At 61.1% G+C, this 14,833-nt stretch carries 15 protein-coding genes; 7 read left to right on the top strand and 8 right to left on the bottom strand.

Features of this window, described 5'->3' with window-relative positions:
* Nucleotides 1-7 precede the first annotated feature (7 nt).
* Together nlpD and rpoS are read left to right on the top strand one after the other, a co-directional pair.
* Nucleotides 8-1,138 (top strand): murein hydrolase activator NlpD, encoded by a 1,131-nt coding sequence (nlpD, locus tag ACOI7Z_RS11605; RefSeq protein ID WP_087775297.1) that lies wholly within the window; start codon nt 8-10, stop codon nt 1,136-1,138.
* Nucleotides 1,139-1,296: 158 nt separating this feature from the next.
* Nucleotides 1,297-2,289 (top strand): RNA polymerase sigma factor RpoS, encoded by a 993-nt coding sequence (gene rpoS / locus ACOI7Z_RS11600; protein WP_002915106.1) that lies wholly within the window; start codon nt 1,297-1,299, stop codon nt 2,287-2,289.
* 52 nt (nt 2,290-2,341) lie between these two features.
* Here rpoS and ACOI7Z_RS11595 read toward each other — a convergent pair whose 3' ends face one another.
* Together ACOI7Z_RS11595 and ACOI7Z_RS11590 are read right to left on the bottom strand one after the other, a co-directional pair.
* Complete coding sequence (locus tag ACOI7Z_RS11595; RefSeq protein ID WP_087849623.1) at nt 2,342-2,719, bottom strand: DUF4440 domain-containing protein; 378 nt, start codon at nt 2,717-2,719, stop codon at nt 2,342-2,344.
* Entirely contained in the window at nt 2,716-3,918 is a 1,203-nt protein-coding gene (locus tag ACOI7Z_RS11590) for an MFS transporter (protein WP_087849622.1), read from the bottom strand. The genes ACOI7Z_RS11595 and ACOI7Z_RS11590 overlap by 4 nt, the downstream gene beginning before the upstream one ends.
* 108 nt (nt 3,919-4,026) lie before the next feature.
* Between ACOI7Z_RS11590 and ACOI7Z_RS11585 the strand changes: the two genes are divergently transcribed.
* Entirely contained in the window at nt 4,027-4,914 is an 888-nt protein-coding gene (locus ACOI7Z_RS11585) for a LysR family transcriptional regulator (protein ID WP_032453901.1), read from the top strand.
* An 8-nt stretch (nt 4,915-4,922) separates the two neighbouring features.
* Here ACOI7Z_RS11585 and ACOI7Z_RS11580 read toward each other — a convergent pair whose 3' ends face one another.
* Entirely contained in the window at nt 4,923-5,330 is a 408-nt protein-coding gene (locus ACOI7Z_RS11580; protein ID WP_023290815.1) for a MarR family winged helix-turn-helix transcriptional regulator, read from the bottom strand.
* A gap of 172 nt (nt 5,331-5,502) precedes the next feature.
* Here ACOI7Z_RS11580 and ACOI7Z_RS11575 point away from each other — a divergent pair, with 172 nt between their 5' ends.
* The 4 genes from ACOI7Z_RS11575 to ACOI7Z_RS11560 all read left to right on the top strand — a co-directional run bounded on the left by ACOI7Z_RS11575 (nt 5,503) and on the right by ACOI7Z_RS11560 (nt 8,354).
* A complete protein-coding gene (locus ACOI7Z_RS11575) occupies nt 5,503-6,096 on the top strand; it encodes a non-oxidative hydroxyarylic acid decarboxylases subunit B (RefSeq protein WP_023290814.1) in 594 nt (197 codons plus the stop codon).
* Nucleotides 6,096-7,523: a non-oxidative hydroxyarylic acid decarboxylases subunit C gene (locus ACOI7Z_RS11570; protein WP_004205612.1), complete on the top strand. Its 1,428-nt coding sequence runs from the start codon at nt 6,096-6,098 to the stop codon at nt 7,521-7,523. The genes ACOI7Z_RS11575 and ACOI7Z_RS11570 overlap by 1 nt, the downstream gene beginning before the upstream one ends.
* A 10-nt stretch (nt 7,524-7,533) precedes the next feature.
* Nucleotides 7,534-7,770: a non-oxidative hydroxyarylic acid decarboxylases subunit D gene (locus tag ACOI7Z_RS11565; protein ID WP_017899174.1), complete on the top strand. Its 237-nt coding sequence runs from the start codon at nt 7,534-7,536 to the stop codon at nt 7,768-7,770.
* A gap of 431 nt (nt 7,771-8,201) precedes the next feature.
* Nucleotides 8,202-8,354, top strand: a complete 153-nt coding sequence (locus tag ACOI7Z_RS11560) for a Hok/Gef family protein (RefSeq protein WP_009651623.1) — start codon at nt 8,202-8,204, stop codon at nt 8,352-8,354.
* 119 nt (nt 8,355-8,473) lie between these two features.
* Here ACOI7Z_RS11560 and mutS read toward each other — a convergent pair whose 3' ends face one another.
* The 5 genes from mutS to ACOI7Z_RS11535 form a co-directional block, all read right to left on the bottom strand.
* A complete protein-coding gene (mutS, locus tag ACOI7Z_RS11555; RefSeq protein ID WP_065881992.1) occupies nt 8,474-11,035 on the bottom strand; it encodes a DNA mismatch repair protein MutS in 2,562 nt (853 codons plus the stop codon).
* A gap of 153 nt (nt 11,036-11,188) precedes the next feature.
* Nucleotides 11,189-11,968 (bottom strand): heme ABC transporter ATP-binding protein, encoded by a 780-nt coding sequence (locus tag ACOI7Z_RS11550; RefSeq protein ID WP_060591945.1) that lies wholly within the window; start codon nt 11,966-11,968, stop codon nt 11,189-11,191.
* Entirely contained in the window at nt 11,961-12,956 is a 996-nt protein-coding gene (locus tag ACOI7Z_RS11545) for a FecCD family ABC transporter permease (RefSeq protein WP_048335122.1), read from the bottom strand. The genes ACOI7Z_RS11550 and ACOI7Z_RS11545 overlap by 8 nt, the downstream gene beginning before the upstream one ends.
* Nucleotides 12,956-13,774, bottom strand: coding sequence for a heme/hemin ABC transporter substrate-binding protein (locus ACOI7Z_RS11540; protein WP_087849621.1), 819 nt, complete (start codon nt 13,772-13,774; stop codon nt 12,956-12,958). The genes ACOI7Z_RS11545 and ACOI7Z_RS11540 overlap by 1 nt, the downstream gene beginning before the upstream one ends.
* Entirely contained in the window at nt 13,771-14,802 is a 1,032-nt protein-coding gene (locus ACOI7Z_RS11535) for a hemin-degrading factor (protein ID WP_065881976.1), read from the bottom strand. Before ACOI7Z_RS11535 ends, ACOI7Z_RS11540 begins: the two co-directional genes overlap by 4 nt.
* Nucleotides 14,803-14,833 lie beyond the last annotated feature (31 nt).

Raw genomic sequence — 14,833 nt, 5'->3', positions numbered from 1 at the left:
GGGATAAATGAGCGCGGGAAGCACCAAATTTACCGTCAGCCGTATTGCGGCTCTTTCACTGGTTTCACTCTGGCTGGCCGGATGTACCAACACCAATAATCCGCCTGCGCCGGTTAGCTCTGCCGGCGGTGCCGCCTCTTCCAGCACCAATTCCGGCATGTTGATTACGCCGCCATCCTCCGGCGTCCAGTCAGCTCCTCAGACGCAGCCGATCCAGCCGGTGCAGACCCAGACCATTCAGCCGCAGCCAATGGCGCAGGAGCCGGTGCAGACGGTGAATGGCAAGATCGTTTACAACCGCAAATATGGCGATATTCCGAAAGGTAGCTATACCGGCGGCAGTACCTATACGGTCAAACGCGGCGACACCCTGTTCTATATCGCCTGGGTCACCGGCAACGATTTCCGTGACCTGGCGCAACGCAACAATGTCCCGGCCCCGTACGCCCTGAACGTCGGTCAGGTGCTGCAGGTCGGCAACGCTTCAGGCCAGCCGATCACCGGTGAAAACGCCGTTTCTCAGGCCAGCGCAAGGGCGAGCGGCGGTGCGACGGCCACCACAACTTCTGCACAAAAATCGACCGCGGTGGTTGCTTCACAACCGACTATTACGTATTCTGAATCCTCAGGTGAACAAAGTGCTACCAAGATGTTGCCTAATAATAAACCAGCGACCACGACCTCGACGGTTGTCGCGCCGGTGACGGCACCTACAACGGTGAGCACAACCCAGCCGACTGCAAGCAGTACGTCAACCAGTTCGCCGATCTCATCATGGCGCTGGCCGACTGATGGCAAAGTTATCGAGAACTTTAGTGGCGCGGAAGGCGGCAATAAAGGTATCGACATTGCAGGCAGTAAGGGACAGGCTATTGTCGCGACCGCCGATGGGCGCGTCGTCTATGCCGGTAACGCACTGCGCGGCTACGGTAATCTTATTATCATCAAACACAACGATGATTACCTGAGTGCCTACGCTCATAACGATACCATGCTGGTTCGGGAGCAACAGGAAGTCAAAGCGGGGCAGAAAATCGCTACCATGGGTAGCACCGGAACCAGCTCAACAAGATTACATTTTGAAATTCGTTACAAGGGGAAATCCGTCAACCCGCTGCAGTACTTACCGCAGCGATAATTTGGCAAAGTACGGATAAGCGAAGCATTAGCTAACAGGCGCCAGGGCGGTGTCTATGCGCCTCTCGCTGAGAGGAGTAGGGGAAATCGTCCTGGCGTCTTTTGTTGATGCGCCGTGGAAGGTGCTTTGCTCAGGGATCACGGGTAGGAGCCACCTTTATGAGTCAGAATACGCTGAAAGTTCATGATTTAAATGAAGACGCGGAATTTGATGAGAACGGAATTGAGGTTTTCGACGAGAAGGCCTTAGTAGAAGAGGAACCCAGTGATAGCGATCTGGCTGAGGAAGAGCTGCTGTCGCAAGGCGCAACGCAACGCGTGCTTGACGCCACTCAGCTTTATCTTGGAGAGATTGGTTATTCCCCACTGCTGACCGCGGAAGAGGAAGTCTATTTCGCGCGTCGCGCACTGCGTGGTGATGTCGCTTCACGCCGTCGCATGATTGAAAGCAACCTGCGTCTGGTGGTGAAGATTGCCCGTCGTTACAGCAATCGTGGTCTGGCGCTGCTGGATCTGATTGAAGAAGGTAACCTCGGCCTGATCCGCGCCGTTGAGAAGTTTGACCCGGAACGTGGGTTCCGTTTTTCGACCTATGCGACCTGGTGGATCCGCCAGACCATTGAACGGGCGATCATGAACCAAACCCGTACGATCCGTTTGCCGATCCACATTGTCAAAGAGCTGAACGTCTATCTGCGTACCGCGCGCGAGTTGTCCCACAAGCTGGACCACGAGCCGAGCGCGGAAGAGATTGCCGAACAGCTGGACAAACCGGTCGATGACGTCAGCCGTATGCTGCGTCTGAACGAGCGCATCACCTCGGTGGATACCCCGCTGGGTGGCGATTCAGAAAAAGCGCTGCTGGATATTCTGGCCGATGAGAAAGAGAACGGCCCGGAAGACACCACGCAGGACGATGATATGAAACAAAGCATCGTTAAATGGCTGTTCGAACTGAACGCCAAGCAGCGTGAGGTTCTGGCGCGTCGTTTCGGTCTGCTGGGTTATGAAGCCGCCACCCTGGAAGATGTGGGCCGTGAAATTGGCCTCACTCGCGAGCGTGTGCGTCAGATCCAGGTGGAAGGTCTGCGTCGCCTGCGGGAAATTCTGCAGGGGCAAGGACTGAATATCGAAGCGCTCTTCCGCGAATAAGATCTTTTCTCTCAAAAAGGCCCCCTCGAAAGACGGGGCCTTTTTCTTTGCGCTAGCCGAGGCGGGTTTCCTGCAGATGGCGCCAGACAATTTTCCCTTCCGCTTGCTGAAAAATCGCCGTCGACCAGCGCACGTTCTCACTGCCATTCGCCAGCGTTTGGCGTTCACGGTACAGCACGGCGGCGCCGTCGTGCCACTCGCTGATGATTCTCGCCTGATCCACCACAATGTGTAATTCCGGACGGCTTGCGCCCGCCTGGTGGAAAAAACGGCTCACCGTCGGGTAGTCCATCTTCTCGCCGCTCAGAGGGATCATGGTGAATTCGGCGGCAAAACGGCTCATCAGCGCCTCAGCGCTTCCTTCCCCGTGGCTTAACCAGCGTTCGATAAGGACATGGGCGTCGACGACTTCCTGCAGATAAGGGTTCATGACTTCTCCAGAGTAGTGTGCAGGCGATGGATAATCGCCCGATTATTCAGCCGCAGGCAAAACAGCAGCGGCAACAGGGTTATGGCGGCGGCGCAGCTAAACGCGCCCTGCCAGGCGTAGGCCGGCGGGAATACCCTCAACAGCAGGGCGAGCAGCGCGCTGCCGGCAAAGAAGCTGAGCTGGCGGTTAAGGTTCCACAGCGCGCTGGCGTCAGGCATCTCTTCGCCAGGCGTATGCAGGAAAGCGCTGCTTTGCGCTGTGCTGCTGCATAAGCTGCCTCCGCCGCCCATTAGCGTAAAGGCCAGAATCAACAGCGCCAACGGGCTGTGCGCATCGACCTGCAGCAGCAGCAGGATCCCCGCCGCCTGTAGCAGGCAGCCGACCATCACCAGCGGCCGCGGCCCGAAGCGGTTGAAATACCTGCCGGTAAAGGTGATGGCGGCAAACGAGGCCAGCGACCACGGCACCATCAGGGCGCCAGTGGCCCCCGGCGCCATCCCGGTGACGCGTTGCAGGTAGAACATTCCCACCACGTTGACGGCAATAAACATCCCCGGTACGCAGAGATATATCAGCATGGCGAAGCGCAGGAGAGGATCGGCCAGCAATGACAGCGGGAGAAAGCGGGTCGGCCGGACGGGAGCGGGGCTGTCGTTTAGCCATCGCGCCGCCAATATAAAGGTAAGCAGGGCGACAGGCAGGCTGGCGAAAAAGACCCAGCGCCAGCTGAACGCCTGGACGAGCAGGCCACCGATCGCCGGCGAGCAGGCGGGCGCCAGCAGGCCGACCAGCATCACCGCCGCCGACAGCTTCGCCCGCTCCTGCGGCTGAAACAGCGGCCACGTCAGCGCCTGGCCGAGGGGGATTAACAGCCCGCCGCCCATCCCCTGCAGCGTACGCCAGAAAATCAGCTCACCCAGGCTATGGGCCAGCCCCGATGCCAGCGCGCCGAGGCTGAACAGCCCCAGCGAGAGTAAAAACAGCCGTTTTGGCCCACAGCGCTGGCTGAGCCAGGCGCTGAACGGTACGACGGCCGTCAGGCCAAGAATATAGGCATTGCTGACCCACGCCAGCTGCGAGACGGACACCGCCAGCTCGTGGCTGATAGCCGGGAAGGCAATGCTGGCGATAAACATATTGATTAGGTCGAGAAAAAAGCCGAACAGAAAAACGGTGGCAACGCGGTGGCGATAGGTCATGATTCACTCCCTCAGACAGGCGGCTACTGTAAACCCGGCGCCGCGGGGGATAAACGGGGCGAATCGGGATATACTGTCTGAATATTTTTGACAATCATCCGGACGACGATGCTAAACCTTCAGCGCGTGACCATGTTTATCGCCGTGGTGGACGCCGGCAGCTTTACCCAGGCCGCCGCGGCGCTGGGGCAGACCAAGGCGGTGGTCAGCTTTAACGTACGGCAACTGGAAAATGAGCTGGGGGTGACGCTGCTGCTGCGCTCGACGCGCCGTCTGCGGCTCACTGACGCCGGGGCGCTGTTCTATCAGCGTGGGGTGGCGCTGCTCAAAGCGGCGGAAAATCTGCAGGATGAGGTCAGGGCCAGCCATAGCGGTTTAAGCGGAGAGCTGCGGATCACCACCACGCCGGAGTATGGCGCGCAGGTCATCATCCCGGCGCTGGCGGCGTTTTCCCGTCATCATCCGGCGCTACGGGTGCGGCACGTCTCGTCCTCCCATCATGCGGATCTTATCTCCGAACGATTTGACGTGGCGATACGCCTCGGTACGCTGGCCGATTCCCGCTATCGGGCGACGCGGATAGCCAGTTTCGCGATCCTGCCCGTCGCCTCCCCGGCCTGGCTGGCGAGCCATCCGGTGCTGACGCTGTCCGATCTGGCGCAAGCTGACTGGATTATTCACGAGCGTCTGCCGGCCCCGCTGCGCTGGCAGCTGCGAACGGATGAACAGGCAGAGGTGGATTTTACGATAGTCAACGCGCCACGGTTTTCAGCCGACAGCGCCACGGCGCTGATGAGCTTTGCTCTGGCCGGATGCGGCATCGCTTTGCTGCCAGCCTGGCTGGTGGCCGGTAAACTGGCGCAGCGGGAGCTGGTGGCTGTCCTGCCGGAATACCATTTCCCGCCGCAGGGAGTGTATGCCCTTTATCCCGATGCGCAGCATATGCCGACCCGGGTGCGGACGTTTATCGACTTCCTGCGCGAGCAGCTCGGCTAGGCGCTTGCTCAGGGAACCATCATTTTACGCACCAGCCGGGAGAACTGTTCGCGTTCATCATCGCTCAGGCGGCCAAGAAACTCGTCATCGACCTCATTGCCTTGCGGAATGGAACGGTTAAGCAGCGCCTCGCCTTCGTCGGTCAGATAGACAAAACGGCGGCGTTTATCGGCCGGATCGTGCTCCCGGCGCACCAGGCCGCGCGCTTCCATCCGGCTGAGCATCTCCGCCAGCGTGGCCTTCGTACTGACCGCCGCTTCAATCAGCACCACCTGTTCGATCCCCGGCTGCTCCGCAACCGAGCGCATCACCGCATACTGAGGCTTAGTCAGGTCCGGTAACGCCTGCTGCCAGCGGGCGGTATGTTGTTGAAAAAGCTGGCGCAGCAGGTGGAATGCTTCGTTTCGTAACTCCATGGATACTCCGTAACAAAACTGTCACCTCTATGATAGCCGTTCGTACGCCTTTTTATACCATTTCCCTGTTTGATTAAAAATGCGCACGTATACGAACGATCTTGTCATTCGACTCAGGAGAGGGTAATTTAAGCATAAAGTTCGTGTACGAACAAATTGAATGAGGTCTGGAATGAAACTGATTGTTGGGATGACGGGGGCCACCGGGGCTCCGCTTGGGGTGGCATTACTGCAGGCGCTGCGCGATATGCCGGAGGTGGAAACCCATCTGGTGATGTCGAAGTGGGCCAAAACCACCATCGAGCTGGAAACGCCCTGGACGGCACGGGAAGTGGCCGCGCTGGCGGACTTTTCCCACAGCCCGGCCGACCAGGCCGCCACCATCTCATCAGGTTCATTTCGTACCGACGGCATGATCGTGATTCCCTGCAGTATGAAAACGCTGGCAGGTATTCGCGCAGGCTATGCCGAGGGGCTGGTGGGACGCGCGGCGGACGTGGTGCTTAAAGAGGGGCGCAAGCTGGTGCTGGTCCCGCGGGAAATGCCGCTCAGCACGATCCATCTGGAGAACATGCTGGCGCTGTCCCGTATGGGCGTGGCGATGGTGCCGCCGATGCCGGCTTACTATAACCACCCGGAGACGGTTGACGATATCACCAACCACATTGTGACCCGGGTGCTGGATCAGTTTGGCCTCGACTATCACAAAGCGCGCCGCTGGAACGGCTTGCGCACGGCAGAACAATTAGCACAGGAGATCGAATAATGGCTTTTGATGATTTGCGCAGCTTTTTGCAGGCGCTGGATGACCAGGGACAACTGCTGAAAATCAGTGAGGAGGTGAACGCTGAGCCAGACCTGGCGGCGGCAGCCAATGCCACCGGACGCATCGGCGACGGCGCCCCGGCGCTGTGGTTCGATAATATTCGCGGCTTTACCGACGCCCGGGTGACGATGAACACCATCGGCTCGTGGCAGAACCATGCCATCTCGCTGGGCCTGCCGCCCAACACGCCGGTGAAAAAGCAGATTGATGAATTCATCCGCCGTTGGGATAACTTCCCGGTGACGCCAGAGCGCCGCGCCAACCCGGCATGGGCGGAAAACACCGTGGATGGCGATGATATCAACCTGTTCGATATTCTGCCGCTGTTTCGCCTCAACGATGGCGACGGCGGGTTCTACCTCGACAAAGCCTGTGTCGTTTCGCGCGATCCGCTTGACCCTGACAACTTCGGTAAGCAAAACGTCGGTATCTACCGTATGGAAGTGAAAGGCAAGCGTAAGCTCGGCCTGCAGCCGGTGCCGATGCACGATATCGCCCTGCATCTGCATAAAGCGGAAGAGCGCGGGGAAGACCTGCCGATCGCCATTACCCTCGGTAACGACCCGATTATCACCCTGATGGGCGCCACGCCGCTGAAATACGATCAGTCAGAATATGAAATGGCCGGCGCGCTGCGCGAGAGCCCGTATCCCATCGCCACCGCGCCGCTGACCGGCTTTGACGTGCCCTGGGGTTCGGAAGTGATCCTCGAAGGGGTGATTGAAGGCCGTAAGCGTGAGATAGAGGGGCCGTTCGGTGAGTTTACCGGCCACTACTCCGGCGGTCGTAACATGACGGTAGTGCGCATCGACAAAGTCTCGTATCGCAGCAAACCGATTTTTGAATCGCTCTATCTCGGTATGCCGTGGACCGAAATCGACTATCTGATGGGCCCGGCCACCTGCGTGCCGCTGTATCAGCAGCTGAAGGCAGAGTTCCCGGAAGTGCAGGCGGTCAACGCCATGTACACCCACGGTCTGCTGGCGATTATCTCCACCAAAAAACGCTACGGCGGTTTTGCCCGCGCGGTGGGTTTGCGGGCGATGACCACTCCCCACGGCCTCGGCTATGTGAAGATGGTGATCATGGTTGATGAAGACGTCGACCCGTTCAACCTGCCGCAGGTGATGTGGGCGCTCTCCTCGAAGGTTAACCCGGCGGGAGACCTGGTGCAGTTGCCGAACATGTCGGTCCTTGAACTTGACCCAGGCTCCAGCCCGGCGGGCATCACCGACAAGCTAATTATCGACGCCACCACCCCGGTTGCGCCGGACCTTCGCGGCCACTACAGCCAGCCGGTGCAGGATCTGCCGGAAACCAAAGCCTGGGCTGAAAAACTGACCGCTATGCTGGCCAACCGTAAATAAGGAGCAGAAGATGATTTGTCCACGTTGCGCCGATGAAAAGATTGACGTCATGGCGAAATCGCCGGTGAAAGGAGTCTGGACCGTGTATCAGTGCCAGCACTGTCTGTATACCTGGCGGGATACCGAGCCGCTGCGCCGCACCAGCCGTGAGCACTATCCCGAAGCGTTCCGGATGACGCAGAAAGATATTGATGAGGCGCCGCAGGTGCCGCACGTCCCGCCGCTATTGCCGGAAGATAAGCGTTAATGAAAAGAGCCCGCTAAAGGCTTATCCTGTTAGGGCTATTTTACCTGCCATTTTAAAACTGGGTCGTGCGCAAACTGCCTGCGACCATCACGCCGACTGGGATAATCTCTCCGTCGGCTTTTTTATATTTCGCAAAATGATAAAAGTTATTTACTCATTAAATCCAGAAATTATGTAAAGGGGTAATATAATGGGGCGACTTTGCGAGTCGGCTTCCAGATTAATATAAAATCCGTCTGATTAATTCCTTGCAGATAAATTTCACGCCATGACGAGTATAGAATAGCGGCGGGTGCTTGAGGCTGTCTGGCCTTGAGCAAGACCAGGACCCCAGACAGACGAAAGCCCCAGGAGATATTTCTATCAACTGAGGCTGACGGATGAACCTGAACAATTCAGATGTTAGTCTCTTCTTTGCAGGGAGGCAAGACATGCTAACAAAATATGCCCTTGTGGCAATCGTCGTACTGTGTATTACGGTACTGGGATTTACGCTTTTGGTGCGCAGCTCGCTGTGCGAACTCAGTATTAAAGAGCGTAGTATGGAGTTTAAAGCTGTTCTCGCTTACGAATCGAAGAAATAGCATCAGCGCGGGGGAAACCCCGCGTATTGGTTGTCAGGACGCATCCTCTCGCACCCATTTTGCATTTGTTAAAACGGCAGCACCGCAGGGCGCTGCCGTTTTTTCACGTTAAAAGAGACCTACACCAGGCTCTTCAGGCGATAGATCCACTCCAGCGCCTGACGCGGGGTCAGGGAGTCCGGATCAAGATTCTCCAGCGCCTCAACCGCAGGCGAGGTCTCTTCCGGAGCGGCGAGCAGCGACATCTGCGTGCCGTCGACCTGGGTCGCCGCCGCGTTGGGCGAGATACTCTCCAGCTCGCGCAGTTTCTGCCGCGCGCGCTTGATCACCTCTTTCGGCACCCCGGCCAGCGCGGCGACCGCCAGGCCGTAGCTCTTGCTGGCCGCGCCATCCTGCACGCTGTGCATAAAGGCGATGGTGTCGCCATGCTCCAGCGCGTCGAGATGGACGTTGGCGACGCCTTCCATTTTCTCCGGCAGCTGAGTGAGCTCGAAGTAGTGGGTGGCGAACAGCGTCAGCGCCTTGATTTTGTTGGCGAGATTTTCCGCACAGGCCCATGCCAGCGACAGACCGTCGTAGGTGGACGTGCCGCGGCCAATCTCATCCATCAGCACCAGGCTGTGTTCGGTGGCGTTGTGCAGGATATTGGCGGTTTCAGTCATCTCCACCATAAAGGTCGAGCGGCCGCTGGCCAGGTCATCCGCCGCGCCGACGCGGGTAAAGATGCGATCGATGGGGCCTATCTCCACCTTCTGCGCCGGGACGTAGCTGCCGATATAGGCCAGCAGCGCAATCAGCGCGGTCTGGCGCATATAGGTACTTTTACCGCCCATGTTCGGCCCGGTGATGATCAGCATCCGCCGCTGCGGCGCCAGCTGCAGCGGGTTGGCGATAAACGGCTCTTTCAGCACCTGCTCGACCACCGGATGGCGGCCTTCGCTGATGCGAATGCCCGGCTTATCGCTAAAGGTCGGGCAGCAGTAGTTGAGGGTTTCCGCGCGTTCCGCCAGGTTGACCAGCACGTCCAGCTCGGCCAGCGCGCTGGCGCTCGCCTGCAGGTCGGCAAGGTGCGGCAGCAGCAGGTCGAACAGTTCGTCATAAAGCTGCTTTTCCAGCGCCAGCGCTTTGCCCTTGGAGGTCAGCACCTTATCTTCGTATTCCTTCAGCTCAGGAATAATATAGCGTTCGGCGTTTTTCAGCGTCTGGCGTCGCACGTAGTGGATCGGCGCGAGGTGGCTCTGGCCGCGGCTGATCTGGATGTAGTAGCCGTGGACGGCGTTGTAGCCGACCTTCAGGGTGTCGAGGCCCAGCCGCTCGCGCTCGCGGATCTCCAGCTTATCGAGATAATCGGTGGCGCCATCGGCCAGCGCCCGCCACTCGTCCAGCTCTTCGCTGTAGCCTGGAGCGATGACCCCGCCGTCGCGGACCAGCACCGGCGGGGCGTCGATCACCGCGCGCTCCAGCAGTTCGCGCAGTTCGCTAAACTCGCCCATTTTTTCGCGCAATTTTTGCACCGGCTGACTGTCAACGTCAGCCAGCTGCTCGCGCAGCAGGGGCAACTGCTGCAGGGCATGACGCATGCGGGCTAAATCGCGAGGACGGGCGGAACGCAGCGCCAGACGCGCCAGAATACGTTCCAGATCGCCAACCTGGCGCAGCACCGGCTGCAGCTCGGTATAACGCTCCTGCAGCGCGCCGATGGTCTGCTGGCGCTCCACCAGCACGGCGGTATCGCGGACCGGCATATGCAGCCAGCGCTTGAGCATCCGGCTGCCCATCGGCGTCACCGTACAGTCGAGTACCGAGGCCAGAGTGTTATCGGTGCCGCCGGCGAGATTCTGGGTGATCTCGAGGTTACGGCGGGTGGCGGCATCCATAATGATGCTGTCCTGCTGGCGCTCCATGGTGATGGAGCGAATATGCGGCAGCGAGGTGCGCTGGGTGTCTTTGACATACTGCAGCAGGCAGCCGGCGGCGCACAGGCCGCGGGGGGCGTTTTCCACGCCGAAGCCGACCAGATCGCGGGTGCCGAACTGCAGGTTAAGCTGCTGGCGCGCGGTGTCGATTTCAAATTCCCACAGCGGGCGACGGCGCAGGCCGCGGCGGCCTTCGATCAGCGACGATTCGGCAAAATCTTCCGCATACAGCAGCTCCGCCGGATTAGTGCGCTGCAGTTCTGCCGCCATGGTTTCGCGGTCGGCCGGTTCGCTCAGGCGGAAGCGGCCGGAGCTGATGTCCAGCGTTGCGTAGCCAAAGCCTTTGCTGTCCTGCCAGATGGCGGCCAGCAGGTTGTCCTGACGCTCCTGCAGCAGCGCTTCATCGCTGATGGTGCCCGGCGTGACGATACGCACCACTTTACGCTCGACCGGCCCTTTGGTGGTGGCCGGGTCGCCTATCTGCTCGCAAATAGCTACCGACTCGCCCTGATTAACCAGTTTCGCAAGATAGTTTTCCACCGCGTGGTGGGGGATGCCGGCCATGGGAATGGGTTCGCCCGCGGAGGCGCCGCGTTTGGTCAGCGAGATATCGAGCAGCTGCGACGCGCGTTTCGCATCGTCATAAAACAGCTCGTAAAAATCCCCCATCCGGTAAAACAGCAGAATGTCAGGATGTTGCGCCTTCAGCTTGAGATACTGCTGCATCATCGGCGTATGGGCGTCGAGATTGTCAATTGTGCTCATGGGGTGTTATCCAGATCCCTGATTTGAAATGGCTGCGATTTTGTTGTTTTCGTCGTTATCACATGGATGAGACATGATAACGGAGATGGGCAGGCGAGGGAAACTGACGAACGCGCGCGGCGCGATCCGGATTCCAGTTGCGCCGCGCGGGGGTTACGGCGCCAGATAGACCTGGGGGGCCGCGTTGTCCGGATGCTGGCCGAGGCGGACATCCGCCCCGTACCAGCGATGGATAACCGACTGCTGGATCACCTCCTGCGGCGTCCCCTGGGCGACCAGGCGGCCCTGGTGAAGCAGCAGGATGCGGTCGGCCCACAGGGCGGCGAGGTTAAGGTCATGCAGCACCACGCACACGTGCAGTTGCCCGCCGGCGGTGAGCCGTTTGAGCAAGCGCAGCAGATGCTGTTGATAGTAAAGGTCCAGCGCCGAGGTGGGCTCATCGAGAAACAGCCAGCCCTGCGGCGCGCCGTCGCGCCACAGCTGCGCCAGACAGCGGGCGAGCTGCACCCGCTGCTGCTCGCCGCCGGAGAGGGCGGGATAGCGGCGGCCGGCAAGGTCATCGCAGCCGGTGACGGCCATTACCGCCGCCAGCTCCGCCGGGTCCGCGGTCGGGCCCCACGGCGAGCGCCCCATGGCGATGACCGTTTCCACCGTCCAGTCGGCCTGCAGGGCCGTGCGCTGTAGCATGACCGCCCGCCGGCGCGCCAGCGCCTCGGGTGACCACGCCTCCAGCGGCGTGCCCGCCAGACGGCGGGTACCGCTATCCGGGGTCAGGTACCCGGTCAGCAGCCGCAGCAGGGTGGATTTGCCAGCGCCGTTCGGCCCGATAAGCGCCGTCATCTCGCCGCCGCGCAGCGCGACGGAGATGTTGTCGATAATCTGCCGCTGGCCGAGGCGAAGCGCCAGCCCCTGCGCGCAATATTCATTAGCCATGTTTGGGGTTCTCCCGACGAAAGACCAGCCACAGAAACCAGGGGGCGCCCAGCAGGCTGGTGAGCAGACCGACCGGCATCTCCGCCGGCGCCGCCATGGTGCGGGCCAGGGTGTCGGCCAGCAGAAGCAGGATCGCACCGGCCAGCAGCGAGCCGGGGATCAGCCCGCGATGGTCCGGCCCCAGCCACAGGCGCATCAGGTGCGGCACCACCAGGCCAATAAAGCCGATGACGCCGCTGATGGCCACCGCCGCGGCCACCAGCACCGCGCTGCACAGCAGCAGCCAGCGCTGCAGCGCCCGCACGTTGACCCCGAGATAGTGCGCCTCTTCATCGCCGAGCTGCAGCAGATTGAGGCGGGAGGCCATCCACCACACCGCCAGCGCCGCCGGGATGATCAGGGTCGCAGCCACCAACAGGGTCGGCCACTCGGCCTGGCCCAGGCTGCCCATGCCCCACAGCGACAGCTGGCGCAGCTGGGCGTCGTTGCTCAGCCAGGCCAGCACGCCGACCAGCGCCCCGCACAGCGCGTTGATGGCGATCCCCACCAGCAGCAGGCGCGACAGCGACCCCTCCTCCGCCCGGCTGAGGATAAAAATCACCACCATCACCGCCAGGCTACCGATAAACGCCGCCAGCATCGGCATATACAAGGCGATCAGCCCCGTTGCGGAGAGCGGGAGCACCAGCCAGCAGGCCACCGCCAGGGCGGCGCCGCTGCTGATGCCCAGCAGGCCCGGGTCGGCAAGCGGGTTGCGAAACAACCCCTGCATCACGCAGCCGGAGAGGGCCAGCGCCGCGCCTACCAGCAGGGCCAGCAGCACCCGCGGCAGACGGATGGTCAGCCAGATGTGGCGCAGCATCTCATCCCCGGCGGGCAGCAGGCTGGCCAGCGGCAAACGCATCGCGCCAAGGGTGGTGGCGAACAGCGTCAGCAGGACCAGCAGCAGCGTCATCAACAGCAAACGGCGGGCGAGGGCAGGGCGCATCAGGGCAGATGCTCCGCTTTTTCACGCAGCGCGATAATCGCCTGCGGGGTGCGCGGCCCAAAACCGAGCAGGGCCATATCGTCGATCGTCAGCAGCTGCTTATGACGCCCCGCCGGGGTCTGCGCCAGGCCGGGCAGTTTCCACAGCCCGGCTTCGCCGCCCATCCCTTTGAGACCATCGGCGGAGATCACCACCAGATCCGCCTGGCTGGCGGCCACCCCCTCCTGCGACATCGCCCGATAGTGGTCGAAGCCCTGCATCGCGTTCTGCAGACCGGCGGCGCGAATGGCGCCATCGGCCGCGGTGCGTTGCCCGGCCACCAGGGTATTCATTCCGCCGTGGCTGAGAATAAACAGCACCCGCTTAGTAACCGGCTGCGTTGGAATGGCGGCGATCTGTTGCTGAAGCTGCTGGCGCAGCGCGTCGCCTGCCGGGGTTTTGCCTAACGCTTCGGCAATGACGGCCACTTTGCTATCGATCGCGGCCAGGCTTTCGCCGCCCGGCACGTTTACCACCTTCACGCCGCTCGCCTGCACCTTGTGTAAAACCAGCGAGGGCTGCGCCTGGGCGCTCGCTAGCACCAGCTGCGGACGTAATGCGAGGATCCCCTCGGCGTTCAGCTGCCGCAGGTAGCCGACATCCGGCAGCTTTTGCGCCGCCGGGGGCCAGCTGCTGGTGCTGTCCCGGGCGACCAGGCTCTGTTGCGCGCCAAGGGCATAGACGATCTCAGTGACATCGCCGCCGAGGGTGACGAGCCGCTCCACGGCGGCGTGGCTCAGCAACGGGAAGGCGATGAGAAGCAGTAACCAGCGCATCATGCGGGCAGTCCTTCGCGGGTCAGACGATCCACCTGCTGGCGCCATTGCGCCTGCTCGGGGTGGCCCTCGCTGCGCTGGCCATAGAGCTGGGCGATCTGGGTGCCGTCTTTGGCGAACAGCTCGACGCTGGTGACATGTCCGTCTGAGGTCGGCTTACGGGTCACCCACACTTCATCGAGGCTCTCTTCACGCAGATGCAGGGTAAAGGTGGTATTGAAGATATTCAGCCAGCCGCGCATCGGCGCCAGCTTTTCCAGGGCGCCGGTGAAGATCTGCACGCAGCCGCGATTGCCGACGAAGATCATGATTTCATTGCCCTCCTGGCGCACCGTCTCCAGTAACGCTGGCAGCGCATGGCGATCAACGCGGCAGGCGAGGTCGTCGCTCACCAGGCGGAAGGCCTGCTGGCGGGAAAGCTGATATTTACGCAGCAGACCGAAGAACTGGTGTACGTCGGTCATCGCGCGCCAGTCGTTCTCCAGGGCGGCGCCGTCGGCGCTCTCGGCATATTTCACCGGCTCCAGCGGGCGCAGGGCCAGCGGCGCCGGGGCCGCCACCCGATGTTCCGCGATCAGGGTGTCCCAGGCCGCCATGTCGGTCTGCGTGGTCGCATAGACTTTCAGCAGGGCGTCGCCGTGGTGGTCGAAAAACTGAATGCTCTGGCGACCGTTATCGTTCAAATGGAAGGCGCTGGCCCACTGGCTGAGGAACAGACGCAGATCGAGCGCGCGCGGGTTGAGCACCAGCCCGGCGTGGCCGCTGAGGTGCTGGTGCGTGAACTGGCCCACCTGCTCATGGACGGCATACTCGTTGCGACAGATGCATTTGGTTTCACCGACGCGCTCCAGGGCGGCAATCAGCGCCCGGGCGTCATCGATCAGGCGCACGGCATCGTGACCGAGGCGGGCGGCGGTCAGCTCGGCTTCGCTGATCCCCATTTCCGCGGCGATATCGCGGGCATATTTCGCGGTGCTGGACGCTTTGGTGGCCTGGTAGCGCTGCCACAGATCGGGGTGGGCATTGGGCATAATCATATCCTTCTCAATGTTCAATATCCCC

The sequence above is a fragment of the Klebsiella sp. C283 genome, from assembly GCF_048822555.1.
Classification (GTDB): domain Bacteria; phylum Pseudomonadota; class Gammaproteobacteria; order Enterobacterales; family Enterobacteriaceae; genus Klebsiella; species Klebsiella quasipneumoniae.
This window is presented reverse-complemented; position numbering and strand designations above follow the sequence as displayed.